We start from the raw sequence: 25,087 nt of genomic DNA on the forward strand, positions 1-25,087 counted from the left end.
CCAGTCGCGTAATCGTGATCCCAGACATCTCCGCCTCCAATCCAACACTTCCGCATCGAATCAGAAAATCAACCTCTTGGGAATCCCCGCAGAGTCAGTCCTTTCGCCCGCTGGTATTACTCGAAGATGCGAGAACGTTCAATATTGCGCATATCATGCGCAAGTTAAGGATGCGTGACGGGAATTAGCGCTCGGGAGCTTCAGCTTCCGACCCATCATTCATCTCCTGCACGGAGTCTGGCGCAGCGGAACTCGGCTCATGCTGTCGGTCCGATGGGATCAGGCCCGCTGCGAACGCGATACGCAGGGCCTCGGACAGGCTACGGGCATCCAGCTTGTTCATCATGTTGGCGCGGTGAATTTCGACGGTCCGCGGACTTGTGCCCAAATCAAACGCGATCAGCTTGTTGGCCCGTCCTTCGACGAGGCCGATCAGAACGTCTCGCTCGCGCTGGCTCAGGCCGGCCACGACGGCACGCGCACGCTCGGTCAGCGCGATTTGCTGATGGTCTTCCTCGATCGTCGCGAAAGCGTTCTGGACAACGGCAATCAATGAACTGGGGTCACAAGGCTTTTCGAGGAAATCGAGTGCGCCCAATTTCCATGCCTGGACGGCGATGGAGATCGCTCCCTGTCCGGTAAGGATGATCGCGCCGAATTTTCGTGGCAGGCGGGCCAGGTGCCGCAACACGTCGAGACCATCACGCCCCGGCATGTTATAGTCGAGCAGGATGCAACCGGGTTGAAGCTCTGCAGCGGCGGCAAGGAAGTCGTCGCCCGAGCGATAAGAAAAAATCATCAGGTTTGGCTGCGTCGAAAGCAGGCTCTGCAGGGCCGACCTGACCGATTCATCATCGTCAACGATGTAAATGTTGCGCGTGTTCACCATTCTATCAATACCCTACGCATTCATGCTCGGTAGCGTGAACCGAAATATCGCCCCGCCCTCAGGATTGTCTGCCGCATCGAACGTTCCGCCATGCGTTTCGATAATGCGGCGGCAGATCGACAGCCCGACGCCCATACCCCTGTCCCCCTTGGTCGAGACGAAGGGCATGTGAAGCCGGTCGATGATCAGCGGGTCCAGCCCGGGCCCGGTGTCGGCCACGCTGAACTCGATCGTGGCGGCATCGAGGACCCTGGTGCCGATCGTGATCCTGCGCTTGTCGGCCGGGCATTTTCGCAATTCCTCGGCAGCATTGCGAAGAAGATTGACGAGCACCTGCTGAATTTGAATCCGGTCGGCCAACACGAAGGGCGCCGCTGGATCAAGGTCATAGTGCAGGTCGATGTCGAATTGCCTGCCGCCCACGAACGTCAGCGAGACCGCATCCTCGATGATGCCCGCAATCGGCTCGACATGTGCTTCGACATCCTCCTTGGTCATGAACTTGCGCATCCGGCGAATGATTTCGCCGGCCTTGAGCGCCTGTTCGCTCGCCAGTCGGACAAGTCCCTGCCCGCGCTCCCTATTGGCTTCGTCGCCCAACAGGAGGTCGGCCGCGCCGAGAAAATAGACCGCGGCGGCGAGCGGTTGGTTCAGCTCATGGGCCAAACCTGCGGCTAACTCCCCCATCGCGCTGAGTCGCGACACGTGGAGCAATTCGTTGCGCATGTCGGTCAAGCGCTCTTCGGCCGCCAACCGCTCGGTAAGATCTTCACAGAAACAGGTGAACAGTCGGCTGTCACCGATCTGCATGTCGCCCATCCAGAGATCGATCGGGACCAGGCTCCCGTCGCGACGTCGCGCCTGGAGGATACGCGACCCGTCGGTTACGTGGCTCACACCGCCGGCGATATAGCGTGCGACAAACGAGTCGTTCTGGTGGCGGACCGGATCCGGCGTGAGTATTTCAATGTCGCGCCCGATCACCTCTTCGGCGGCATAGCCGAACATCCGTTCGGCCGACGCGCTGAATGCCTTGATGATGCCGAGGTCGTCGATGATCACCATCGCGGTCGGCACCGTCTTCAGAACGGAGCGGAATTGTTCCTGTTGCGCCAGCAACGCCGCCTCACGGGCGTTGCGATCGGTAACGTCGATGTTCAAGCCCATGACCCGGGCCAGCTTGCCGTCGGCGCCGTAGTTGAAGCGACCTGATCCTTCGATCATGCGCACGCCGCCATTGGGGACGTTGAAGCGATACTGGAAGCGGTAGTGATCGAGATGCCGGTCGCGCGCATCCTGTATCGTCTCGTAGATCGCCGCCATGTCGGCGGGATCGACCAGCGCCAGCCATTGGGCAAAGGTCTCCATCTTGCCCGGTTGAAGGCCAAGCCGCTGTTCCGTGCCCGGGGACCAGGTAATTTTTCGCGACGTCGCGTCCCAATCGAACGTACCGATATGATGTGACTCGAGCGCGAGGGACAGTGTGGCTTCGCTTTCCCGCAACGCCGCCTCGACCGCGACGCGCGCGGTGATATCGGTCATCGTATGGACCATGACAGGCGTGCGCCCTTCGGCCTCGACCAGCCGCACCCGCTCGATCACGTTGACCGTCGTTCCGTCGCGGCGCTGCTCGACCAGCTCGCGATCGGCATCGCGAACATCATCGATGCGCCGCAGGGGTAGCGACGTCGCGGCATCACGTGTGCACAACACGTCATATTTGCGGCGGCCGACGATCTCGGACGCGGGCCAGCCGTAGAGTTCCTCACAACCCCGCGACCAATGTTGTATCTCGCCGCTGAGCGAGGTCAGCGCGATCGGCGCCGAAGCCATGGCGCGGGTCGTTTCCGAAAGGGCGCCGTGCTCGGCCGAGATCCGCGCCATCGCCCAGAAAATCAACGTCGCGAAGATCGCGATATTGAGCGATGCCGCCATGAAATCGAGGAGCAGGGGGGAGACCATGTCCTCAAGGATGATTTCCAACAGCGCGGTAAGCGCCGGGACGATGACCACGATCGGGAAGGCGCGCCGCATCAACCTGGCATGTGGCGTACCGCTGCTCAAAAGTTCGGGCCAGCCGAATCGCCCGCGCCACGCCAGGAGCGCGATGGACAATGCGAATACCTGTATCGCGCCCGGCAAGGATGGCAGGAATGCCAACGAGCCGTCATCCGGTCGCCTCAGGTTGAGCAGGCCGACGACCGTTGCGATGAGCGACACACCCAAGGTAACACTGGCCAGTGCCGCGACCGCCTGACTGATGCGGCGGCCGCGCCGATCGGTGATCGCCACGGCGATGGTCAACATCACCATCGTAACGATCGTTGTTAGCCGCAGGCCAGCAAACCCGGCCGGCACCTGACGGGTGAATGTCCAGTGGCCGACACCTGCTTCAACGCCCACCGCTCTCGCCACCACCGAAATCGACACGAGAAAAAACACGACGGCGAGCAGCACCGTCTTCAGCCTTGTCATCGAACGCATCGAGGCGAATAAGGCAGCTGCAATGGCCATATAGCCGATCGCCGCGACCGATTGGCCGGCCGGCGGCACGCTGGAAGCGCTCCCGACCAGGGAGCTTGAGAAAGCCAGCCGCAACAGCTCGGATGCGGACAATAAAAAAGAAACTAATAGTAGTAAGCGTGCGGCGCGATCATAAAATATAATGTCGCGAACCTTGACACCGAATTCCGCTTCTTTCGCAACATTCATCGCGCTCGCTGAATCATCGGCCAAAGGTGGAAAGGCAATATTCGAAAATTTATACCACATCGTTGCGTTGGACCGATAAACCGCAATTGATGAAGCTACATGCTCATGCGAAAGTTATCAAGAACGCAACATCGACAAAAACGTATAAATAAGCGATATTAATAATATGCATTGAATCGGCGCTTGTTCGCAGACATCGCCCTCGCCCGGCGGTTTGCTCGATTTCGTCGCCGAATCCGATGCCTATCGCCCAGGACGGGGTTTCACAGATCGGCGCACGACAACGCCCGTAAAAGGGGTTTCCCCGCCAGCTGCGAGACGACCTGATCGCGGTGCGCGGGCACTTGGCACGTGCTCTTTGGGTCTGCAAACAAGCGTCGAGTCGTGGTCGATGGGCGATCGAGCCGAAACGACATCAATGCCGGGCCAGGCCACGCCTTGCGGCGCCGGGAAAGTGAGCAGGTACGGCAATGTCCGACACCCGCTCCCCGATACCAATATTACGTGCCGGAGTGAGACCATGCAAAAGGCAGTGGAGCATTGGCGCCACTCCGGCAATGTAACGGGTCAGTCTTCCGCGCCGGCGATCCGCGTGAGATAGCGTTCCATCTCCGCCCGACCGCGCGGCGTCAGCATCACCAGCCCCCGGCGTCCGTCCCTGGGATCGTCCTGGCGTATGACGAGGCCGATCCTTTCGAGCTTGGCAAGCCAGCGCAGTCCTGTCGTCTGCGCGACGTCGGCCGCCAGACAGGCCGTGCCGACGCACATCGCCCGGCCGACCGTATCGGCGAGATAGATTTCGAGCAGGATGTCCCAGCCCGGCTCCCCGAAAATCGCGATGGACTGCGAAAACGCCTGGAGCCGTGCGCGTCGCTCGCGGTAAAGCCGATAGGCCGTTGCGATGTGGTCATTGGGCACGTCGGTCGCGCCGGTCGCGCGTGCGGCGATCGCCGCCACGTGATCCCCAAGGTCCGTCACCGGGCGCGGTGACGATGTCATGTCGAGCGACATCAGCTGTCTCCCTTCGTCAGCGATCCAGGGCAAGACTCCAGGCGCGATCTTCGCCGAACTGGGCCAGCCGCCGCTGGTGACGCATCGTGGCGACGGCGAGGATCACCTGCATGGGATAGCTCCACATCGCGAGCATCAACGCATAGGTAATCCCTATGAGATCGGGGTCGAAAATCTTCAGGATATGGGCGGCCGTGTTGTCGAGCTGCATCGCTGCGAGCACCAATGGCCAGAATCGGTCGGCCTTGAGGGCAATCACCACCAGCCCTGCCAACAGCGCGAGGTCGATCGCGAAGAGACCCACCTCGACTTGCTGGAACATTGCTTGCCGCCACCCGGTGAAGAGGGTCAATCCGGCGGCGGCCATCAGTAGCCAGCCGGTCAACCTTTCCGGCGTACCGCCCCGCAGGATTGCGTAGCCGCAAGTGCCCAGGAGCAGGATGTTGAAAAGGATGATCCGGGTCATGGATTGATCCAACATGATCTGTCATCGCCGTCAATATAGAGGGGCCGGTCATGCAACCACCTTCAACGGCACCTTCATCGGGAGCTCGTCGGAGCCCGTTGTAGGCGGGCAAGGGTTCTCATCGCCGTAAGCCCGCAACCCGAGCGAGCCGAGCACCTCCGGGGTGAGCCGATGCGCTTCGATAAACAGTTCGCGTGCCTTGACCTGGGCCGAAAGTGCCTCGGTGAGCATGCGGATCATGTCGCCGCCGGTGCCGATCGGCAGGTTATTTGTCGCGCGAACCCGCAGCATTTCGGCGATGCAGGCCGCGGCATCCGCGGCGGCGATGTCGGAAGATTGCTCCGCCTGGCGGAACAAGGGAGTAACCTTCGATACGGCGTCGAGTCGTTCCTTGCGCATTATACCCTCCCATTGCCGCGGCAACGGGGGGCCGCGGCTATCGTCGATAGGCCGAATCCGAAAGATCGATCTTGTGGCTCACCAGGACCTGGCTGACGACATGGGCGCCCATTGCCAGCGAACCTGTCAGCGCGATCACGCCGACGGCGATGCCAACAATCAGACCCAACCGTTCCAGTAAGTTGAGGTTGTATCGGTTCTTTCGGATCCCCGGCGCAGCGTCATAAGCCTCGGCGGGGACGTCCGACACCATGGCGATATTGCCTTGCCGGGTTACCCCAACCGGCTCGTACCCAATCCGATTGTCCCGTTCATATTCGACCAGCATGCGGGCGGCATGCATGCTGCGCGAGGCACCGAGCACGCGCCGCGCGTCGCGCAGATGCTCGACGACGGTATGCGGCGACAGCCCGAGTTCGCGAGCGATTTCCTTGGCTTCGAGGTTGCGGTAAACCAGGCGCAGGCATTCGCGCTGCCGATGATTCAAACGAGATAACGCCAGATCATCCATTTCGGAGCAATTTATCAGGGTCTTCGCGACAAGAGTCCAGAGGATATCGGACGTCGCGCCTCGCGCGGGTGTTTTATGTGCGCACAGCAGCAATGCTCGGCTCCCCGGCCGGGCCGATAGCGCTATCGTAAAGCGCGTCGTTTCGCCCATGTGCCTGGCGGCATCGACTCACACATCATCGGCGGGAAACGGCGATTGCCATCACAACGCGCCGAGGCACCGATCATGAGGCAAATTACGACAGCGCGGCGCGCAGCGTCGCGCGCACCCCGCGATGGCCCGAATCATATTCGATCGCGGCCTGCAGGCTCTGGCCCATCGCGCGGATCAGCTTGGTGCCGACGCCGGTGCCGCGCGCCGGGGCATCGACCTTCATGCCGATCCCGTCATCCTCGACGACCAGTTTGAAATGCTGCGTGCCGTCGCGGTGCAGCGCGACGCGCACCTCGCCGCCCATCGCGTCGACATAGGCATATTTGCACGCATTGCTGACCAGCTCGGTGACGATCACACCCAGCGATACCGCGCGATCGGTCGGCAGCAGGATCGTCTCGGCGTCGAGCGACAGGCGACGCGGCGCCGCCTCGGTCGACCATGCCTCGCCCAGTTCGCCGACCAGCGCGCCGAGATAATCCGCCATGTCGACCTGCTCGACATTCTCCGAGGTGTAGAGCCGGCGATGGACCTGGCCGATCGCGTCGATCCGCCGTTGCGTATCTTCGAGCGCGGCGCGTGCCGCCGGATCGTCGAGCGCCGAGGCCTGCAGCCGCACCATCGCGGTCACCAGCTGCAGGCTGTTGGCGACGCGGTGGTTGACCTCGCTGAGCAGCGCGGCAAGCCGCGCATTGCTGTCGCGCAGCCGTGCTTCGGTCGCCGCCTTGTCGCGCTCCATCGCGCCGCGGATCCGCACCTGCTCGAAGGCGCTGGCGAGCAGGTCCCAGAAATCGGTTCCGACCGATTTGACGACATAATCCGCCGCGCCGGCCTTGAGTGCGGCGACCGCGATGCGGCTCTCTTCCGACCCGGTCACATAGACCACCGGCGGTGGCTCGGGCAGCGCGCGAAGTGCCTCCAACGTGGCGAGGCCGTCCATGCCCGGCATATAATGATCGACGGCCACCACATCGAAGGTTGTGGCGGCAGCCAGGGCCAGCCCCTCGGCGCCGGTTGCGGCGACGCTGACCTCGTAACCGTGGCGCATCAGGACGCGCGCGGCGAGCCGGCGCAGGCCGTCGTCGTCGTCGATATACAGGACGCGCAAGGGCGCGGGCTCGGTCAAGCGCCGCCCTCGATCTCGGGCACCTGGATCACCGACAGGAACAGGCCGAGCTGGCGAATCGCCTGGGCGAAGCTTTCGTAATTGACCGGCTTGGTGATGTAGACATTGCAGCCGAGATCGTAGCAGCGCTGGATCTCGACCTTGTCGTCGGTGGTGGTCAGCACGACGACCGGCGTGCGCCGCAGCGGGCTGTCCTCGGCCTTGATCTTCATCAGGATGTCGGTGCCGCTCATGTCGGGCAGGTTGAGGTCGAGCAGGATCAGCGCCGGTCCGTTGAGTGCCGGCCCGTCCTTATGATTGAAGAGATAGTCGAGCGCGCGCGTGCCATCGAGAAAATGCGTGATGTCGTTGAGAATGCCCGCCCGGCGGATGTTCTTCTCGATCAGTCGGGCGTGGCCCTCGTCATCTTCGATCATCACGATCGTGACGGAGCGGTGGTCGTTCATGCGTGCTGCTCCTGCGCTTCGGTCAAACGTGCCGGCAACGATAGCCGGAAGGTCGTGCCCGTGCCGAGTTCGGAACGGACGTCGATCGTGCCGCCAAGGCGATAGGCCAAGGCGCGGACATGCGCGAGCCCGATCCCTTCGCCCGGCTGGTCCTGCGTGCCGGCGCGGCGGAACAGGTCGAACACCCGGCTATGGTCCGCCGCCGCGATGCCGCGACCATTGTCCTCGACCTCGAAGGTCACGCGCTGCCCGGCCTTCGCGCCGCGCACGACGATATGTCCCGGCCGCCCGGGCTGGAGATATTTGACCGCATTCTCGATCAGATTGGACAGGATCTGCTCGATCGCCAGCCGGTCGCTCACCACCATCGGCAGGTCGCCCGCCACCTCGAGCACCGCGCCACGCTCGTGCAGCGCGTGTGTGAGCGAACCGCTTATGCCGTCGACCATCGCCACCATGTCGATCGGCTCGGGCGAAAGAACCCGCCGGCCCTCGCGCGACAGCTTGAGGATCGCGTTGATCAGCCGGTCCATCTTCTGCGTCGAGCTGCGGATGAAGCGGATCGCCTCGGGCAGATCCTCGCGCGCGGCGAGACGGGCGTCGTCGCTGACGATGTCGGGGGCCTGCGCCTCGGCGCGATCGATCAACGCCGCGATCGTTTCCGTCGCGGCATCGAGTTCGGCGGTGAATCCCATCACATTGACCAGCGGCGCGCGCAGGTCGTGGCTGACGATATAGGCGAAGCGCTGGATCTCGTCATTGGCGCGCGTCAGGTCGGCGGTGCGCTCGGCGACGAGCTCCTCGAGCGATTCGGCGAAATCCTGCAGCGCCGCGCGCGACCGGTCGAGATCGCGCGTGTAGCGCAGCAGCGTCAGCATCGTGGCGATCCCGACAAGGACCAGCAACAGCCCCGCGATGCCGAGGATGACGTAGAAGGCGTTGAGGCTTGCCGCGAGCTCGGCGTCGCGGCTGCGCATCAGCCGCTGTTCTTCGCCGGTCATGCGCTGCGCCAGATCGCGCAAGGCGGCAATGCGCTGCGCGCCGTTTTCGCGCACGAAGGTGCGGATCGCCTCGTCGCGTCGCCCGGCGGAAACGAGCGCGTTGGTCGCAGCGCGCTGCCGCTGAAGATCGTCGGTAATCACGCGCAGCCGGGCGAGGTTGCGCTGCTGGACCGGGTTGTCGCGCGTCAGCGACGTAAGCCGCTCGATCAGCTCCGGCAGGGTCTGCGCCGCCTTGTCGTAATTGCGCAGCGCCAGCGCATTGCCCGTCAGCATGTACCCGCGCCGCGAGGCCTCGGCCTGCTCGGTCGCATTGCTGGCACGAACGATCGCCAGTTCCACCTCATAGGTGTGCTTGACCGCATCGGTATGGGCGATGTTGCGCGTCGCCACCCAGGTCGCCGCCACCCCGGCCGCGACCAGACAGGCAAAGCCCAGCCCCGTCGCGGCGATCAGGAAGCGACGAATGGCGAGATCGGTGGGGCCGAACCAGCGCAACAGGATTGAATTCATTGGCGTCGGCGTAACGACCGCACCCGACAAAGGCCAGCATGCGGTGATTGACTTCGATCAAGCGCGGCGTGGCCTCGGGCTCGCTAAAGCAGCGATCCCTGCAGCGTCTGCCGCCCGATCGATCCGCCGCCGCGCCGCCGCGCCAGCTCGGTCTCGGCGGTGAAGCGCACGTCGATGTCGCGGTCGCCGAGAAAGCCGATCAGCACCTCTTCCTCGATCTCCTGCCAGCTCTTGCCGCGATCCGGACCGAAGCGCACGCGCGGCAATATGCCGGGGACGTTCGACCAGGCGATCAGCTGCGCCGCGCCGACTTCGTTGAGCATGTCGCGCAGGTGGAAGGCGGTGACATAGGCGTCGGGAAAGGCGCGATGCGCCGGCAGGCCGCGCTCATGTTCGATCCCCACCGGCTTGCGCCAGTAGCGCAACACCTGGTTGGAAAAGCTCGGCGAGTCGGGCCACATCCGCAGCGCGCATTTCCACGTGCAGATCCAGTCGGCGCCATGCGTGAGCGACGCGGTGCAATATTGCTGCTCGAAATCGGCGCGATGCGCGGCGAGCGCGACGCGGCGCGGCCACGGGTCGAGCACCGGGCGCGCCACGTCGTGCCAGAAGGGCGCGTCGGCGACCTGCTCGTCGAGAATATGGTGGATCGCCTGGGTGATCGGCGGAATCGGCCGGCCGGGATTGACGTAACGCTGCCCGCCTTCGCCCCAGATGTCCCATCGCCCGTCCTCGCCCAGGGCGACGTCCTGCCAGCCGATCTCGCACACGCCATGCGTCGGCGGCGCCTGGCCGGTGGTCTCGAGGTCGATGACGCGAATGATCTGGGTCGGGCGATACACAAACCCTAAGTGGCCGCACTCCGCACAGATTGCCAGCCCTTCTCATACCTCCCCGGCACGGGGAGGGGGACCGCCGAAGGCGGTGGAGGGGGCGGCCGGCACACGAAGCGCCCATGGCGCTCCCGCCCACACCTCCCTGCGCGATGCAGTATCCACCCCCGGTTCCGGGGAGGGGTTTTCAGTGTCCGGCCTGCGGTCCGCGCTGCAAGCCGCTCAGCGCAAGCTGCTCGTCGATCTGCGCGAGTAGCCGGTCGAGCCCGGCCTGGTCCTTTGCCTCGGCGCGCGCGACCAGCACGTCCTGCGTGTTCGAGGCCCGCAGCAGCCACCAGCCATCGGGCGTGTTGACGCGCGCGCCGTCGGTGCGATTGACCTCGGCGCCCGCGGTTTCGAGCCGGTCGAGCACCTCGACGATCACCGCGAACTTGCGGCTTTCGTCGACCTGGAAACGCATCTCGGGCGTGTTGACCATCGCCGGCATCGCGCCGCGGATCTCGGTCATCGACTTGCCGATCATATGCACCGCACGGATCAGGCGGACGGCGGCATATTGCGCGTCGTCGAAACCGTAAAATTCATGCGCGAAGAAGATGTGCCCGCTCATCTCGCCGGCCAGCGGCGCGCCGGTTTCCTTCATCTTGGTCTTGATCAGGCTATGGCCGGTCTTCCACATCACCGGCTTGCCGCCCAGCTCGGCGATGCGGTCGTACAGCGCCTGGCTCGCCTTGACGTCGGCGATGATCGTCGCGCCGGGCAGTTCGCGCAGCACCGGCTCGGCAAGGATCGCGAGCAACTGGTCGCCCCAGATCACCCGGCCGGTCCCGTCGATCGCGCCGATCCGGTCGCCATCGCCATCGAAGGCGAAGCCGAAATCGAGCTGCTTGTCGGCGACCAGCTTCTTGAGGTCGGCGAGGTTCTTTTCCTCGGTCGGGTCGGGATGGTGGTTGGGGAAGGTCCCGTCGACATCGGTGTAGAGCAGGTGGTGCTCGCCCGGCAGCAGCTTGACGAGCTTCTCGATCACCGGGCCGGCCGCGCCGTTGCCGGCGTCCCAGCCGATGCGATAGGCGCCGCCGGCATAGCCGGCGAGCAGCCGCCCGACATAATCGTCCATGATGTCGGCATCGGTCACGCTGCCGGGCGTCTCCGCCGCTTCCCAGTCGCCCGCCTCGGCCATGCGCCCGAGCAACTGGATGTCCTCGCCGAAGAACGGCCGGTGCTGCAACACCATCTTGAAGCCGTTATATTCCGCCGGATTGTGGCTGCCGGTGATCTCGATGCCGCCATCGACCTCGAGCACCGCCTCGGCATAATAGAGCATCGGCGTCGGCCCCATGCCGACGCGCACGACGTCCACGCCCGATGCCGTCAGCCCGGCGATCAGCGCCCGCTCCAGTTCGGGCGAAGTGGTGCGCCCGTCATAGCCGACCGCCACCCGCGTGCCGCCGGCGCGGCGCACCACGGTGGCGAAGCCGCGCCCGATCGCCGTCGCATCGGCAGTGCCGAGCGTCGTGCCGACAATGCCGCGGATGTCATATTCGCGCAGGCTGGTGGGATTGAAGCTGTGTGTCATGAGGCTTCCTGTCGTGATGCTGACCGCCCAATCGATGAGCGGGCGGAATGTTCAATCCGGGGAACCGCGCCTGAGCAACAGGTCGCGCGCGGCGTTGACGCGGCGCGTCAGCTCGGCCGAACCGCCATGGTCGGGGTGCACTGCCTGGAGCAGGCGACGATGCGCAGCGCGGATCTCGTCCGCGCCGGCGTCATGGTCCAGCCCAAGCACGGCCAGCGCGGCGCGCTCCTCGCTGGGGCGGGGCGGGGGCATCGGCCGGGGTTTGTGCTTGGGTCCCTGCCACAGCCACCAGCCGATATAGGCCACCAGCACCGCGAGCAGCAGGCCCTTCATCCGGCGGCGAACAACGGCATGGCGGGCTCGGGCAGGCCGAGTGCCGACATCATCTCGCGCAGCTCCTGCCGCGCCGCGACATGCGCCAGTCCCATCGCGCCGAATTCACGCGCGTCGAGCATGGTCAGCCCCTTGGGGAACAGTTCGCGATAGATCACGCGCTCGCCGAGCCCGGGAATGATGCGGAATCCGACGCGCTTGGCGAGCTGGTCGAGCGCTTCGGACACGCGCCGCATATTGCGTGCCTCGACATGCTGGACGCGGTTGCGCAGCACCACCCAGTCGATCGTCGAGCCATCGGCCTTGGCGCGCGCCTTGCGCGCATCCCAGATCAGTTCGGCATAGAAGCTCGGCCGAGTCACCTTGTAGGTGTCGGGATCGACCTGGCCGATCAGGTCGAAATCGACGAAACTGTCGTTCATCGGCGTGACGAGCGTGTCGGCGCGCTGCGCGGCAAGCCGCGCGAACGGGTCGTCGCGACCCGGCGTGTCGATCACCAGATAGTCGGCATCTTCGCCCAGGGCGGCGAACTGCGCCTCGAAGTCGTCGAGCGTTTCGCCGTCATGCGTCGCGTGGCGCGGAATCGGCAGTTCGGCGCCGCTGCGCTTGAGCGTCTCGGCACGATTGTCGAAATAGCGCCCCAGCGTGCGCTGGCGATGGTCGAGATCGAGCGCGGAGACGCGCGCGCCGCGCGCCTGCAGCGCGATCGCGACATGCACCGCCGTGGTCGATTTGCCCGTTCCGCCCTTTTCGTTGGCGAAGACGATGACATGCGGCTTGCCAGCCCCCATCGGTTCGTAGAATCCCATGTTGATCGTGCGTCCCGCCCCCCATAGAAGGCCCGCCCGTCCTTGTCGAAGGGTCTGTTTCGTCCGTGCACATTGTCCGTACCATTGCCGAACTGCGCAGCGCCGTCGCCGCTTTCCGCGCCGCGGGCGAGCGCGTCGCATTCGTCCCCACCATGGGCGCCTTGCACGCCGGGCACATGGCGCTGGTCGAGGCCGCGAGGCGGCCCGGCACGCGCACCGTCGCATCGATTTTCGTCAATCCCATGCAGTTTTCTGCCAACGAAGACCTCGGCCGCTATCCCCGCAAGGAAGCCGCCGATGCGCGGATGCTCAGCGATGCTGGCTGTGACCTGCTCTGGTTGCCGCCGGTCGAGGCGATGTATCCCGACGGGTTCGCGACGACGGTGTCGGTCGCGGGGGTCAGCGACGGCCTCGACGGCGCCGCGCGCCCGGGCCATTTCGATGGCGTTGCAACGGTCGTCACCAAATTGTTCAACCAGGTCACGCCCGACATCGCCTATTTCGGCGAGAAGGATTTCCAGCAGCTGGCGGTGATCCGCCGCATGGTGGCCGATCTCGACATGCCGCTGGAGATTGTCGGCGTGCCGACGCAGCGCGACGATGACGGCCTCGCGCTGTCGTCGCGCAATATCTATCTCGACGAGGCCGAGCGCGCCAGGGCCGTCGCCTTGCCGCGCGCGCTCGGCGATGCGGTGCGGGCGATCGAGAAGGGCGCGGCACCCGAGGCGGCGGTCCTCGCGGCGGAGGATGCGCTGATCGACGCCGGCTTTGCTGTCGATTATATCACGCTGGTCGACGCCGAGACGCTGGGCGAGCACCCGGACCCGACGCGGCCGCGGCGCCTGCTGGCTGCCGCGCGGATGGGCTCGACGCGGCTGATCGACAATATCGAGGTGCCGGCAAAACACGGTTAACCGTGTTAACCATTTGTTGAAAACCTTCGGCCCAAGCTCCGTCCTACAGTATTGGACCGGGGGTTTCGTGACATGGGCAACAGCCTGAAAAGTGCGCAGTTCCTCATCGACAGCCGAATGGCCGATGCGGCACGCGGAGATATCGACGCCTATTATGATCTCGGCATGGTCTATTCGAGCGGTGCCGCCGGAATCGATGTCGACCTGATCGAGGCGCACAAATGGTTCAATCTCGCGGCCGTCGCCGGTAGCGAGGCGGCGCAGGCCTGCCGCAGCGAAATCGCCGAGGAAATGACCGCGCGCGAGATCGCCGAGGCGCAGAAGGCCGCTCGCGCCTGGTTGCAGATGACGAGCCTGCGCGCGGCCTGAAACAAGGTTCGACGTCGTCGACGCAAAGGAATATCGCCGCCTCTCGAAATGAGGGAGGGGACCCATGCACCTTACCATAACCGCGCTCATGGCCGCGGCGCTCGCCTTGCTGCTCGTGGCGCTGGCGATCAACACCATCCGCCTGCGGATGAAGCATGCCGCCTCCTATGGCGATGCCGGGCAGCATGGCCTGACCGCCGCGATCCGCGCGCATGGCAATCTTACCGAATATGCCCCGCTCGGCGTGGTCCTGGTCGGCTTGCTCGAACAAGGCGGCGCCAACCGCACCGCGCTCGCCATAGCCGCCACGGCCTTTGTCGTCGCCCGCCTGCTCAACGCGATCGGGCTCTTCAATCCGCCCGGACCACCCCGACCCGCACGCTCGATCGGCATCGTTGCGACGCTGGCCATCCTGGTCTGGCTGGCGCTCTGGCTGACGATCCGGGTCGTTTCCCCCGATCTGGGCTGAGCGGTTCACCGGCGCTGCAGGGCCTCCCCGGCGGGCGCTGGCCGGGGAATATTGCACCCGATCGGCGAATCACGTCGCCGCCGCCTTTTTCGGGGCCGCCTTCTTGGCGGGCGCCTTCTTAGCGGGCTTCTTTGCCGCCGGCTTCTTGGCGGGTGCCTTTTTGCCCTTCTTGACCGGTGCCGCTGCGGCGCGCGCGTCGATCAACTGGGCAGCTTCCTCCAGCGTCAGCGCGTCCTTTTCCAGTCCCTTGGGCAGGGTCGCGTTGGTCGTGCCGTCGGTGACATAGGCGCCGTAGCGACCCTCCATCAGCTTGAGCTCGAGCTCGGTGCGCGGATGCAGGCCGAGCACCTTCAGCGGCTCGCGCGAGCCGCGCTGCGGGCGCCCGCCGCCCGCCGCCGCCTCGGCCAGCTTGACCACCGCCGCGTTCATGCCCGTTTCGAACACCTCGGCGGTCGACTGCAGCCGGGCATATTTGCCGTCATGCGCAAGATAGGGGCCATAGCGCCCGATCGACGCCATAATCGGCTTGCCGCTCTCGGGATGCGTGCCGACCTCGCGCGGCAGTGACAGCAGCTTGATCGCCCATTCGAGGTCGAGCGCGGGGATATCCTTGGGGATCGAGGCGCGCTTGGCCTCCTTGCCCTCGCCGAGCTGGATATAGGGGCCGAACCGCCCCGATTTGCGCTCGATCGGCAGGCCGCTCGCCGGATCGTTGCCCAGCGTCTCGTTCTCCGCGACCGCTTCCTCGCTGCCGCCCTGGCCGAAGCGCCTCGTATACTTGCACTCGGGATAGTTGGAGCAGGCGACGAAGGCGCCGAACTTGCCGCCACGCAACGCGAGCCGGCCGACGCCGCAATTGGGGCACAGCCGCGGGTCCGCGCCGTCGGCCAGCGCCGGAAACAGATAGGGTTCGAGGAACAGGTCGAGCGCCGCCGTCACTTCCGACGGCTTCTGCTCCATCACCTCGTCGGTGCGCGGCTTGAAGTCCTTCCAGAAGCGCTCGAGCACCGCCTGCCATTGCGCCCGGCCGCCCGACACCTCGTCGAGTTCGTCCTCAAGGCCCGCGGTGAAGTCGTACCCGACATATTTCTCGAAGAAGCGTTCGAGGAACGCCGTCACCAGCCGCCCGCTCTCCTCGGCGAAGAAGCGGTTCTTCTCGATCTTCACATAAGACCGGTCCTTGAGCGTCTGGATGATCGAGGCATAGGTCGAGGGGCGCCCGATGCCGAGCTCTTCGAGGCGCTTGACCAGCGACGCTTCGGAAAAGCGCGGCGGCGGCTGGGTGAAATGCTGTTCGGCATCGACCGACTTCTTGGCCGGCGCATCGCCGTCGCGCATCCGCGGCAGACGGCGGCTCTCCTCATCGGCGCTGTCATCGCTGCCTTCTTCGTACAGCGCGAGATAGCCGGGAAACAGCACGACCTGGCCGGTGGCGCGCAGCCCGTGGCGGCCGGTGCCGTCGGCCAGCTCGACCGTGGTGCGCTCCATCCGCGCCGAGGCCATCTGGCTGGCCAGCGCGCGCTTCCAGATCAGCTCGTAAAGCCGCGCATGGTCGCCGCCCCCGGCGCTGTTCTTGCTGAAATCGGTCGGGCGGATCGCCTCATGCGCTTCCTGCGCATTCTTCGCCTTGGTCTGGTACTGGCGCGGCTTGTCGGGGACGTAGCTCGCATCATAGCGATCGGCGACCGCCTTGCGCGCGGCGGAAATGGCGCTGCCGTCCATCTGCACGCCGTCGGTGCGCATATAGGTGATCACGCCGTCCTCGTAGAGCCCCTGCGCGATGCGCATCGTGTGGCTCGCCGAGAAACCGAGCTTGCGCGCCGCTTCCTGCTGCAGCGTCGAGGTGGTGAAGGGCGGCGGCGGGTTGCGCGAGGTCGGCTTGGTCTCGACCGACTGCACGGTGAAATGCCCGGCTTCGACATCGGCCTTGGCCTTCAGTGCGTCGCCTTCGGCGCCGATCGTCAGCCGGTCGATCTTGTCGCCGTTCCAGCGGATCAGCCGCGCGACGAACGGCGTGCCGTCCTGCTCCATATTGGCCGAGACCGACCAATATTCCTGCGCCCGGAAGGCCTCAATCTCGCGCTCGCGGTCGACGATGATGCGCAGCGCGACCGACTGCACGCGCCCGGCCGACTTTGCCCCCGGCAGCTTGCGCCACAGCACCGGCGAGAGCGTGAAGCCGACGAGATAATCGAGCGCACGGCGCGCGCGATAGGCGTCGATCAGGTCGGTATCGAGCTCGCGCGGATGCTTCATCGCCTCGGTCACCGTCGCCTTGGTGATGGCGTTGAAGGTGACGCGCTCGACCTCCTTGGGCAGCGCCTTGCGATTGCGCAGCACTTCCTGGACATGCCAGCTGATCGCCTCGCCCTCGCGATCCGGATCGGTCGCGAGGATCAGCCGGTCAGCGGTCTTGGCCAGGTCGGCAATGGCTTTCAGCTGCTTCGCCTTGTCGGGATAATTCTCCCACTCCATCGCGAAGCCGTCATCGGGATCGACCGATCCGTCCTTGGGCGGCAGGTCGCGGACATGGCCGTAGCTCGCGAGAACGCGATAGTCGGAGCCGAGATACTTCTCGATGGTTTTCGCCTTGGCGGGCGATTCGACGATGACAAGCTGCATAAGCGGTTGTGGGTGTCCTTACGTGTACGCGCGAGGATGAGGGTGGTTGGCGGGCGCCGTCAACGCCTGTTGGGTTACAGCAGGCTTACCCGTCCGCCGGCATGGCGCTCGATGCGACCGGCCAGCTCGAGTTCCAGCAACACCGTCTGCACGATCGCCGGGGTCAGTCCGGACTGACGAATGAGCTCGTCGACCGCGACGGGGACAGGGCCGAGCAGTTCTTTCACGACGAGGCGCGCGGCATCATCGGCATCGTCGGGCGGCGGGCCGTCGAATACCACGCCCGGCGCGCGTACCATGCGGGCGTCGATCGGCCGGATCGTCTCGAGAATGTCGGCGGCGTTCTGCACCAGCGTCGCGCCGTCGCGGATCAGGCCGTTGCACCCCTGTGCGCGCGGGTCGAGCGGGCTGCCCGGCACCGCCATCACCTCGCGGCCTGCCTCGGCAGCCAGTCGCGCAGTAATCAGCGAGCCCGATCGCGGGGCTGCCTCGACCACCACCGTACCCAGCGCCAGCCCGGCGATGATGCGGTTGCGATGCGGGAAGTGCCGCGCGCGGGGTTCCACGCCCGGCGGCTGCTCCGCGATCAACAGACCTTCGCACGCAACACGTTCCTGCAGCGCCGCATTTTCCGGTGGATACGCGACGTCGATGCCACCGGCGATCACCGCGATCGTCCCGCCGTCGAGCGAGCCGACATGCGCTGCGGTATCGATCCCGCGCGCCAGTCCCGAGACGACGCTGACCTGTTCGCGCACCAGTTCGGCGGCGAGTTGTCGTGCGAAACGGCATGCCGCCGCCGAGGCATTACGCGCGCCGACCATCGCCACGACCGGTCGCGCCATCAACGAGTCGTCGCCGCGCACCATCATCACCGCCGGCGCGTCATCGAGTTGGGCGAGCAGCAGCGGATAGTCGGCATCGCCGAGGAACAGGTGGCGTGCGCCGAGCCGGGCCGCCGTGGCGAGTTCACGCTCGGCAATTGCGGGCGCGGCGACGACCGGCGCGCGCCCGCCGCCACGCGCGGCGAGCTCGGGTAGGGCCTCGATCGCGCGTGCCGCGTCGCCGAAGCGCGCGATCAGCTGGGCATAGGTGACGGGGCCGATCTGCGGTGTGCGGATTAACCGCAGCCGGGCGATCGCATTGCCGTCGGCCATCGCTCAGTCGCGCTTGCTACCGACACGCGGCTCCGTGCCGGCCATCAGGCGCGCCATATTGTCGCGGTGCTTCCACAGCACGAGCAAGGCGAGGACGATGAGCAGCGCGACGATATCGAACTTGGCGAAGAACGCCGCGCTCATCGGCGCGCTGACCGCCGCGGTCATGCCGGCCAGTGACGAGATACGCACGAAGCCGAGCATGCCGAGCCACACTGCGGCATAGACCACCGCGCAGGGCCAGTGCAGCGCCAGCACGATGCCCATCAGCGTCGCCACACCCTTGCCGCCGTGGAAACGCAGCCATACCGGGTAGAGGTGGCCGACAAAGGCCGCAAAGGCGGCAAGGACGCCGAGTCCGGGATGCCACGCCTCGACCAGCGCCACCGCGACCCAGCCCTTGGCCGCGTCGAGCAGCAGCGTCGCCGCCGCCAGCCCCTTGCGCCCGGTGCGCAGCACGTTGGTCGCGCCGATATTGCCCGAGCCGATCTGGCGCAGATCACCCGCGCCGGCCAGCCGCGTCAGGATCACGCCGAACGGGATCGAGCCGAACAGATAGCCAAGCATCAGCGCAAGCGCGGCCGCTTTGGAAAGATATTCGCTCGGCAAAATCCTCGCCCCCTGGTTCCCCCGTCGAACATAGTGGGTACGCGCCTGCGAACAAGGCGATTCCGCTCGCGTTTCGGTTGGTGTGGGGCGAGATTCACGGCCGATGGCCGTCCGGTCGCGCGATTTCGATCGACTGGGTCGGCACGCTGCCGGCGCGATTCACCGCGTGCTGTGCGCGTGGCATTTTCGCCGTTCACCGCGCACAACGCACCCGGTCAACGCCGTTGGATTTCCCCACCCGGGCCCGCGAGCAGAAAAACAGCCCAAATGCCAAATATTCACATAAGTCGTCGAGAAAAACCCAGTCACCACGGTGCCGGCCACGCCCTGCCGCATGATGTCAACCAGTCCTCATCGTTGGAACAGTGCGTCAAGTCTCGGCTGGTTCAACCACGCCGGCGTCGCTCATCTATGACCCGACAACGCCTAACTCGTGCCGCAAAAGCCCCGCTTTACTTGCTGACTTGTGAGAGGTTTACGTCGCGGATACTTGCCAACGTCACCGACACGGGCACGAGACCTTCCCTCGGGCACGTGTCCGTGTCCGCGCCAAGCCGGGCATTGAGCTTGCCCGCGCACCCGCTTACGGGCCGGACATGAGCGATGCCCGCCCTGTCCTGTTCTTCGATTCCGGCGTCGGCGGGCTTTCGGTGCTCGCCCCGGCGCGCGCACTGCTGCCGCACATGCCGGTCGTCTATGTCGCGGATTCGGCCGGTTTTCCCTACGGCACCAAGAGCGAAGCGCAGATCGCGGCGCGGGTTCCCGCGCTGCTCGGTCGCCTGGCCGAGCGCTTCCGGCCGCGGCTCATCGTCATCGCCTGCAATACCGCCTCGACCATCGCGCTGGCGACGGTGCGCGAGGCGCTCGACCTGCCGATCGTCGGCACCGTGCCGGCAATCAAGCCCGCCGCGCTGGTCAGCGTCACGCGCACCATCGGCGTGCTCGGCACCGAGGCGACGGTGCGCCAGCCCTATGTCGATGATCTCGCCGCGCGTTTCGCCGGCGACTGCACCGTGCTGCGCCACGGCTCGGCCGAACTCGTCGCGCTGGCCGAGGCGAAGCTGCGCGGCGAACCGACACCCCCGGCGCGCTACGCCGCGATCCTCGAAGGGCTGTTCGGTCAACCCGGCGGCGATGCGATCGACACGATCGTCAATGCCTGCACCCATTTCCCGCTGGTCGCCGACGAACTGGCCGCCGCCGCGCCGCGTGCGCTACGCTTCGTCGATGGTGGCCCCGGCATCGCCCGGCGCATCGCCGACCTGACGGCGGGGCAGGATTGGCCGACCGCACCGGCCGCCGGCATCGCGGTGTTTACCCGGCGCGACGCGGCGAGCGACGCGCTGGCCCCGGCGCTGGCGCGCTACGGTCTCGACGCGATCGAATCCTTGTAACGCCTAGGCGGCGTGCATCAACTCCGCGGCCAGGGCGGCGCGGCGCTCGGCATAGCGCTGCGCCAGGTCGAGATGGACGCGACGCGCGCAAGGATCGGTGGCGCCCGCCGCCCGTGTCAGTTCCTCCGCCTCGCGACGGGCGAGATAGTCGGCGGTCTCGTGCAAATCGGCGCGCATGGAGCAACTCCTGCAAACGAACGGAAGCGAGGGACTCCCGAGTCGACAGCGTGTTTGACCCAAGCCTGCCGATGAAGCGACAATAACACGCCCCGCCGAGTCGCGCCTTGATCCAAATAAAGGCGCGCGGCATCGATCAGTCTGAACGATTTCGGGTGCTGGAAATCGCCACAATCTCGCGCTAAGGGCGCGCGATGGACGCGGAAGCCACGGCGCAGGCGGGGGTCGACTACTCCCGCATCTTCACCCAGGCGATCGACCGGCTGCATGCCGAGGGTCGCTACCGGGTGTTCATCGACATTTTGCGCAACAAGGGCGCGTTTCCCAACGCGCGCTGTTTTGCCGGGCATAACGGCCCCAAGCCGGTTACCGTATGGTGCTCCAACGACTATCTCGCCATGGGCCAGCATCCGGCCGTGATCGCGGCGATGGAAGAGGCGCTGCACGATGTCGGCGCGGGCTCGGGCGGCACGCGCAACATCGGCGGCAATACGCATTACCATGTCGATCTCGAGGCCGAGCTGGCCGACCTGCACGGCAAGGAAGCCGCGCTGCTGTTCACCTCGGGTTATGTCTCGAACGATGCGACCCTGGCGACATTGGCCAAGGTGCTACCGGGCTGCATCGTCTTCTCCGACGAGCTCAACCATGCCTCGATGATCGCCGGCATCCGCAATGCCGGCTGCGAGAAGCGCGTGTTCCGCCACAACGACCTGGCGCATCTCGAGCAACTGCTGGCCGAGGCGGATCCCGCCGCGCCCAAGCTGATCGCGTTCGAAAGCGTCTATTCGATGGAAGGCGATGTCGCGCCGATTGCGGCGATCTGCGACCTCGCCGACAAGTACAACGCGCTGACCTATCTCGACGAGGTCCATGCCGTCGGCATGTACGGCGCGCGCGGCGGCGGCATCTCGGAGCGCGACGCAGTCGCGCACCGGCTGACGATCATCGAGGGCACGCTCGCCAAGGCGGTCGGGGTGATGGGTGGCTATATCGCCACCGACCGCACGATCATCGACGTGATCCGCAGCTACGCCCCCGGCTTCATCTTCACCACCAGCCTCGCGCCGGTGCTGGTCGCGGGCGCGCTGGCCAGCGTGCGCCACCTCAAGGCGTCGAGCGCGGAACGCGACGCGCAACAAGCCGCCGCCGCGCGGCTCAGGGCGATGCTGGTCGAGGCCGGCGTGCCGGTGATGCTCGGCGACACGCACATCGTGCCGGTGATGGTCGGTGATCCGGTCAAGGCCAAGAAGATCAGCGACATCCTGCTCGCCGAATATGGCGTCTACGTCCAGCCGATCAACTATCCCACCGTCCCGCGCGGCACCGAGCGGCTGCGCTTCACCCCCGGCCCCGCGCATGACGAGGCGATGATGCGCGACCTGACCCGCGCGCTGGTCGAGATCTGGGACCGGCTCGACCTGCGCCAGGCCGCCTGATCACAGCAGGGCGGCGACCATCGTCAGCGCGCCGAGACCCAGCGACAGCGGCAGGCGCAAGCGCAGCCAGCCGGACGGCGCGATCGCCGCGCGCACCAGCGCCCGGTCGACCGCGAGCGATCCGATCAGCGCAACCCCCAACAGGATCAGCGACGGCGCCGGCCATGGCTCGCCGACCGCCCATGGCCAGGCGCTCGCCAGCGCGATCAGCGACGGCGCGACCGCTGCGAACCACAGCCATGTCGGGGGTCGTTCGGCGCGCGCGGCAAGCCCCCACCACAGCCCGCCAAGAAAACTCAGGATCAGCGCGGCATAGGCATAGGCGATCGACAGCGCGATGAAGCGCTCGTCGAGCCGGCCCTGCAGCAGCACCGCGACCATGGCGAGTTGCGGCAACAGTCCGGCATAACCGAGCCGGCGGGCAATGGGGGGAAGTGGCTGTAACGTCGGCATCGGCCGTCAGCCATGCAGCAGCCGTCCCGACCACGCAAAGCCCCGATAGTGCGGGGTGATCTCGGCACGCAGCCCGGCATTGGCCGCGACCTCACGCAGCGCCTCGGGCAGCAGCGCGCGCGGCGCGACCTCGAACTTTGCCAACCAGGCGAACAGCAGCGTGCGCCACCAGCGCGGCAGGCGCTCCTGCTGGCCGAAATCGACCACCGCAAGTTCGCCACCCGGCGCCAGCTTCGCCGCACCCTCGCGGATCGCGCCATGCCAGTCGGGGATCATCGACAAGGTATAGCTCTGGAACACGCGGTCGAATGTCGCGACACCGAACAGCGCGGCGGCATCGAAGCCGGTGGCATCGCCCTGTGCCAGCGTGATCCGTCCGCTCAGCCCCGCGCGCGCGACCTTGGCGCGCGCCGTCTCCAGCATCGCCTCGGAGATATCGATGCCGTAGAGCCGCGCCTCGGGCCATGCCCGCGCCGCCGCGATCAGGTTGCGCCCCGTGCCGCAGCCGATTTCGAGCACCGTCCCGCCGGGGGGCGGCGCCAGCGCTCGGATCAACCCGTCGCGTCCGAGAAGATAATATTTGCGCGTCAGATCATAGAAATGGCGCTGCGTGCGGTAGATCGCGTCCATCCGCCCGGCATGACTGTCCACGCTCAGGCGACCGCGCCGAGGACGTAGAGATGCACGCCGCCATAGATCGAGGAGCGATCGCGCCGCGTAAAGTCGAGCGACTCGTCGTTACGATAATCCCAGCGCGCGAGGATCGGCGCCGGCACCCGGCCGGGCAGGATGCTCGGCGTTCCCGCGGTGCGGAACAGCACGCGCGCGCCGGGGCGAGCGGTGCGCGTGATCTCACTCCACAGCTCGGTCAGCTGGGTGTCGGTCATCCAGTCCTGCGCATCGAGCAGGACGTAGCGGTCGAGCGACGCATCGGGCCGCGTGCGCAGATAGTCGGTGAAATTGGTGTGCCGCACCTCGACGCGTTCGGCGCGTTCGACCACCGCCGCATGATGCTCCTGCTGCAGATAGGGCGGCAGGGGCGCCTGCGGCCCCGCGCCATAGCCGCGGCCGAACGCCTGCCAGGCGAAATAATTGTCGCGAATGTCGAAATCGCAGGCGAGCTTTTCGAGCCGCGCGCGCAGCACCGTCGCCATCTTCTCTTCGCCGGCCAGCGCTTCATATTGTGCGGGCGGAATGCCGAGCCCGAACAATGAGGCGGGCTGGTCGGTCAACCAGCGAACGAAGCCCTTGTCGAACAGCGGCGCATAATCGCGGTCGAAGATCGCGCGCTGCTCCTCGATCGACGTCGCGCGCAGCACCGCGCCCGGGTCGATGCCGTTGAGGCGCGCGAGCAGATGCGCCGCGCCGATGAAGCGGCCGAGCAGCCCGCGCTTGTACACGCCATGCGCAAAGCCGCCGATGCGACGGCGGCCGATCAGGTCGCGCCCTTCCCAATAACGCAGCGTCGGCTCGTCGAGATGCGGGCGGACATGGTCGCGATAGGCGGCGATGTTCGCCTTGCTGTCGGCGCGCGCGAAGAAGCGGTGGAAGCTCGCATAATCGGGGAGATGACGTGCCGCGGCGAGCTTGAGCCGGTTGAGCGCGATATGCGCGGTGTTGAGGTCGACCGCAGTGATGGCGCGCGGATCGGCGGTGAGATAGCTCAGCACATTGCAGCCGCCCGAGGCGATCGTCACCACATGGCAATCGGGCGTGATCGCCAGCGCGTCCATGTCGACCGCCGGATCCTCCCAGATCTGGGCATAGACCAGCCCGCGAAACGCAAAGGTGAAGGCGCGTTCGAGCAGCCCCTGGCGCGAAAGATGATCGTGGCGATGGACCGCGGCGCGCAGCGCGCGATTGCGGGGCGGGCGTGGGGCGAGAGCCATGGCGTTCTCCATCGCGGCGGACGCCGCACCGTCGCCCTAGGCGGCGGCGATGACTTTTCTGTGACAGAGGCGGGTGGACCTGTCGGCTCTTGGGGGGCGCCGACAGGTCCGTTACGCGGGGAGCGCGGTAAAGGAGGGTCTCCGCGCCCCGGTTACGCGTCCGTTCTTCTCGAGAAGGACGGAACAGCTACGCGGCGAGGCCCGCGATGGTTGCATCGCCGCGCGATATTTTTCGGGCGCGGCCGAAAATTACGGCAGCATCACCGTGTCGATGACGTGGATGACGCCGTTCGACTGCATCACATTGGCGATGGTGATGCGGCCGGTGTCGCCCTTCTGGTCCATGATCGTCCAGCCATTACCCGCCTTCTTGAACGACAGCGTGCCGCCCTGGACGGTGGTGTAGGTCGCGGTGCCGTGATGCGCCTTGGCATTGGCGGCGATCTGCGCCGCGGTGATCCGGCCGGGCACGACGTGATAGGTCAGCACCGCGCTGAGCTGGCCCTTGTTTTCGGGCTTGAGCAGCGTGTCGACCGTGCCGGCGGGCAGCTTGGCGAAGGCGGCGTTGGTCGGCGCGAAGACGGTGAACGGGCCGGCGCCGCTGAGCGTGTCGACCAGGTCGGCGGCCTTGACCGCGGCGACCAGCGTGGCGTGATCCTTCGAATTGACGGCATTCTCGACGATATTCTTGGTCGGGAACATCGCGGCGCCGCCGACCATCGGGTTCTTGGCATAAGCGAGCGGGGCAACGCCGACCATCAGCGCGGCGGCGAGCGTGATACGCAAGGTACGAGTCATCGAAATAGTCTCCTGAAGACGC

27 protein-coding genes are annotated in these 25,087 nt (G+C 66.0%); 6 read left to right on the plus strand and 21 right to left on the minus strand.

Going from position 1 to position 25,087, the window contains the following annotated elements; genetic code table 11:
• On the plus strand, positions 1 to 188 hold a 188-nt coding region (locus U1839_RS12875), incomplete at its 5' end, for a hypothetical protein (RefSeq protein WP_332804019.1).
• On the opposite strand, the gene U1839_RS12880 is transcribed toward U1839_RS12875, so the two are convergent.
• From U1839_RS12880 to U1839_RS12940, 13 genes are all read right to left on the minus strand, one after another.
• Positions 185 to 889: a response regulator transcription factor gene (locus tag U1839_RS12880; protein WP_443030614.1), complete on the minus strand. Its 705-nt coding sequence runs from the start codon at positions 887 to 889 to the stop codon at positions 185 to 187. The two genes, U1839_RS12875 and U1839_RS12880, sit on opposite strands and share 4 nt — an antisense overlap.
• A gap of 12 nt (positions 890 to 901) precedes the next feature.
• On the minus strand, positions 902 to 3,625 hold the full coding sequence (locus U1839_RS12885; RefSeq protein WP_332804020.1) for a PAS domain S-box protein: 2,724 nt from the start codon (positions 3,623 to 3,625) through the stop codon (positions 902 to 904).
• Positions 3,626 to 4,168: 543 nt separating this feature from the next.
• Positions 4,169 to 4,612, minus strand: coding sequence for a winged helix DNA-binding protein (locus tag U1839_RS12890; RefSeq protein ID WP_332804021.1), 444 nt, complete (start codon positions 4,610 to 4,612; stop codon positions 4,169 to 4,171).
• A 16-nt stretch (positions 4,613 to 4,628) separates the two neighbouring features.
• The gene (locus tag U1839_RS12895; protein ID WP_281127478.1) at positions 4,629 to 5,078 is read right to left on the minus strand and encodes a hypothetical protein; all 450 of its coding nucleotides are present in this window, start codon (positions 5,076 to 5,078) and stop codon (positions 4,629 to 4,631) included.
• Between the two features lie 48 nt (positions 5,079 to 5,126).
• Complete coding sequence (locus U1839_RS12900) at positions 5,127 to 5,477, minus strand: hypothetical protein (RefSeq protein ID WP_281127477.1); 351 nt, start codon at positions 5,475 to 5,477, stop codon at positions 5,127 to 5,129.
• A gap of 37 nt (positions 5,478 to 5,514) precedes the next feature.
• The gene (locus tag U1839_RS12905; protein ID WP_332804022.1) at positions 5,515 to 5,988 is read right to left on the minus strand and encodes a helix-turn-helix domain-containing protein; all 474 of its coding nucleotides are present in this window, start codon (positions 5,986 to 5,988) and stop codon (positions 5,515 to 5,517) included.
• A gap of 235 nt (positions 5,989 to 6,223) precedes the next feature.
• Positions 6,224 to 7,267 carry a sensor histidine kinase gene (locus tag U1839_RS12910; protein ID WP_332804023.1) on the minus strand — a complete coding sequence of 348 codons (1,044 nt, stop codon included), beginning with the start codon at positions 7,265 to 7,267 and terminating at the stop codon, positions 6,224 to 6,226.
• The gene (locus tag U1839_RS12915) at positions 7,264 to 7,713 is read right to left on the minus strand and encodes a response regulator (RefSeq protein ID WP_281127474.1); all 450 of its coding nucleotides are present in this window, start codon (positions 7,711 to 7,713) and stop codon (positions 7,264 to 7,266) included. The genes U1839_RS12910 and U1839_RS12915 overlap by 4 nt, the downstream gene beginning before the upstream one ends.
• Positions 7,710 to 9,224, minus strand: a complete 1,515-nt coding sequence (locus U1839_RS12920; RefSeq protein WP_332804024.1) for a sensor histidine kinase — start codon at positions 9,222 to 9,224, stop codon at positions 7,710 to 7,712. The genes U1839_RS12915 and U1839_RS12920 overlap by 4 nt, the downstream gene beginning before the upstream one ends.
• An 83-nt stretch (positions 9,225 to 9,307) precedes the next feature.
• On the minus strand, positions 9,308 to 10,066 hold the full coding sequence (locus U1839_RS12925) for a 3'-5' exonuclease (RefSeq protein WP_332804025.1): 759 nt from the start codon (positions 10,064 to 10,066) through the stop codon (positions 9,308 to 9,310).
• A 178-nt stretch (positions 10,067 to 10,244) separates the two neighbouring features.
• Entirely contained in the window at positions 10,245 to 11,633 is a 1,389-nt protein-coding gene (pgmG, locus tag U1839_RS12930) for a phosphoglucomutase/phosphomannomutase PgmG (protein ID WP_332804026.1), read from the minus strand.
• 51 nt (positions 11,634 to 11,684) lie between these two features.
• Positions 11,685 to 11,966: a J domain-containing protein gene (locus U1839_RS12935; protein WP_332804027.1), complete on the minus strand. Its 282-nt coding sequence runs from the start codon at positions 11,964 to 11,966 to the stop codon at positions 11,685 to 11,687.
• Positions 11,963 to 12,757 carry a division plane positioning ATPase MipZ gene (locus U1839_RS12940; RefSeq protein WP_443030618.1) on the minus strand — a complete coding sequence of 265 codons (795 nt, stop codon included), beginning with the start codon at positions 12,755 to 12,757 and terminating at the stop codon, positions 11,963 to 11,965. Before U1839_RS12940 ends, U1839_RS12935 begins: the two co-directional genes overlap by 4 nt.
• An 83-nt stretch (positions 12,758 to 12,840) precedes the next feature.
• Here U1839_RS12940 and panC point away from each other — a divergent pair, with 83 nt between their 5' ends.
• The 3 genes from panC (at position 12,841) to U1839_RS12955 (ending at position 14,527) form a co-directional block, all read left to right on the plus strand.
• Positions 12,841 to 13,689 (plus strand): pantoate--beta-alanine ligase, encoded by an 849-nt coding sequence (gene panC / locus U1839_RS12945; protein WP_332804029.1) that lies wholly within the window; start codon positions 12,841 to 12,843, stop codon positions 13,687 to 13,689.
• 72 nt (positions 13,690 to 13,761) lie between these two features.
• On the plus strand, positions 13,762 to 14,058 hold the full coding sequence (locus U1839_RS12950) for an SEL1-like repeat protein (RefSeq protein WP_332804030.1): 297 nt from the start codon (positions 13,762 to 13,764) through the stop codon (positions 14,056 to 14,058).
• Positions 14,059 to 14,122: 64 nt separating this feature from the next.
• Positions 14,123 to 14,527: an MAPEG family protein gene (locus U1839_RS12955; protein ID WP_332804031.1), complete on the plus strand. Its 405-nt coding sequence runs from the start codon at positions 14,123 to 14,125 to the stop codon at positions 14,525 to 14,527.
• A gap of 69 nt (positions 14,528 to 14,596) precedes the next feature.
• Here the strand turns inward: U1839_RS12955 and topA are convergent, their stop codons facing one another.
• The 3 genes from topA to plsY all read right to left on the minus strand — a co-directional run bounded on the left by topA (position 14,597) and on the right by plsY (position 18,915).
• On the minus strand, positions 14,597 to 17,149 hold the full coding sequence (gene topA, locus U1839_RS12960; RefSeq protein WP_332804032.1) for a type I DNA topoisomerase: 2,553 nt from the start codon (positions 17,147 to 17,149) through the stop codon (positions 14,597 to 14,599).
• A 74-nt stretch (positions 17,150 to 17,223) separates the two neighbouring features.
• The gene (dprA, locus tag U1839_RS12965) at positions 17,224 to 18,306 is read right to left on the minus strand and encodes a DNA-processing protein DprA (RefSeq protein ID WP_332804033.1); all 1,083 of its coding nucleotides are present in this window, start codon (positions 18,304 to 18,306) and stop codon (positions 17,224 to 17,226) included.
• Between the two features lie 3 nt (positions 18,307 to 18,309).
• Positions 18,310 to 18,915 (minus strand): glycerol-3-phosphate 1-O-acyltransferase PlsY, encoded by a 606-nt coding sequence (plsY, locus tag U1839_RS12970; RefSeq protein WP_332804034.1) that lies wholly within the window; start codon positions 18,913 to 18,915, stop codon positions 18,310 to 18,312.
• Between the two features lie 596 nt (positions 18,916 to 19,511).
• Here plsY and murI point away from each other — a divergent pair.
• The gene (gene murI / locus U1839_RS12975) at positions 19,512 to 20,309 is read left to right on the plus strand and encodes a glutamate racemase (protein WP_332804035.1); all 798 of its coding nucleotides are present in this window, start codon (positions 19,512 to 19,514) and stop codon (positions 20,307 to 20,309) included.
• Between the two features lie 3 nt (positions 20,310 to 20,312).
• Here the strand turns inward: murI and U1839_RS12980 are convergent, their stop codons facing one another.
• Positions 20,313 to 20,486, minus strand: a complete 174-nt coding sequence (locus tag U1839_RS12980) for a hypothetical protein (protein WP_332804036.1) — start codon at positions 20,484 to 20,486, stop codon at positions 20,313 to 20,315.
• A 194-nt stretch (positions 20,487 to 20,680) separates the two neighbouring features.
• Between U1839_RS12980 and hemA the strand changes: the two genes are divergently transcribed.
• A complete protein-coding gene (hemA, locus tag U1839_RS12985; protein ID WP_332804037.1) occupies positions 20,681 to 21,925 on the plus strand; it encodes a 5-aminolevulinate synthase in 1,245 nt (414 codons plus the stop codon).
• On the opposite strand, the gene U1839_RS12990 is transcribed toward hemA, so the two are convergent.
• The 4 genes from U1839_RS12990 to U1839_RS13005 all read right to left on the minus strand — a co-directional run bounded on the left by U1839_RS12990 (position 21,926) and on the right by U1839_RS13005 (position 25,065).
• The gene (locus U1839_RS12990) at positions 21,926 to 22,378 is read right to left on the minus strand and encodes a DUF3429 domain-containing protein (protein ID WP_332804038.1); all 453 of its coding nucleotides are present in this window, start codon (positions 22,376 to 22,378) and stop codon (positions 21,926 to 21,928) included.
• A gap of 6 nt (positions 22,379 to 22,384) precedes the next feature.
• Positions 22,385 to 23,029 (minus strand): class I SAM-dependent methyltransferase, encoded by a 645-nt coding sequence (locus U1839_RS12995; RefSeq protein WP_443030615.1) that lies wholly within the window; start codon positions 23,027 to 23,029, stop codon positions 22,385 to 22,387.
• A gap of 2 nt (positions 23,030 to 23,031) precedes the next feature.
• Positions 23,032 to 24,267 (minus strand): BtaA family protein, encoded by a 1,236-nt coding sequence (locus tag U1839_RS13000; protein WP_332804039.1) that lies wholly within the window; start codon positions 24,265 to 24,267, stop codon positions 23,032 to 23,034.
• Between the two features lie 249 nt (positions 24,268 to 24,516).
• Entirely contained in the window at positions 24,517 to 25,065 is a 549-nt protein-coding gene (locus U1839_RS13005) for a fasciclin domain-containing protein (protein WP_332804040.1), read from the minus strand.
• Positions 25,066 to 25,087 lie beyond the last annotated feature (22 nt).

This window comes from Parasphingomonas halimpatiens (assembly GCF_036663795.1).
Lineage (GTDB): Bacteria > Pseudomonadota > Alphaproteobacteria > Sphingomonadales > Sphingomonadaceae > Sphingomonas.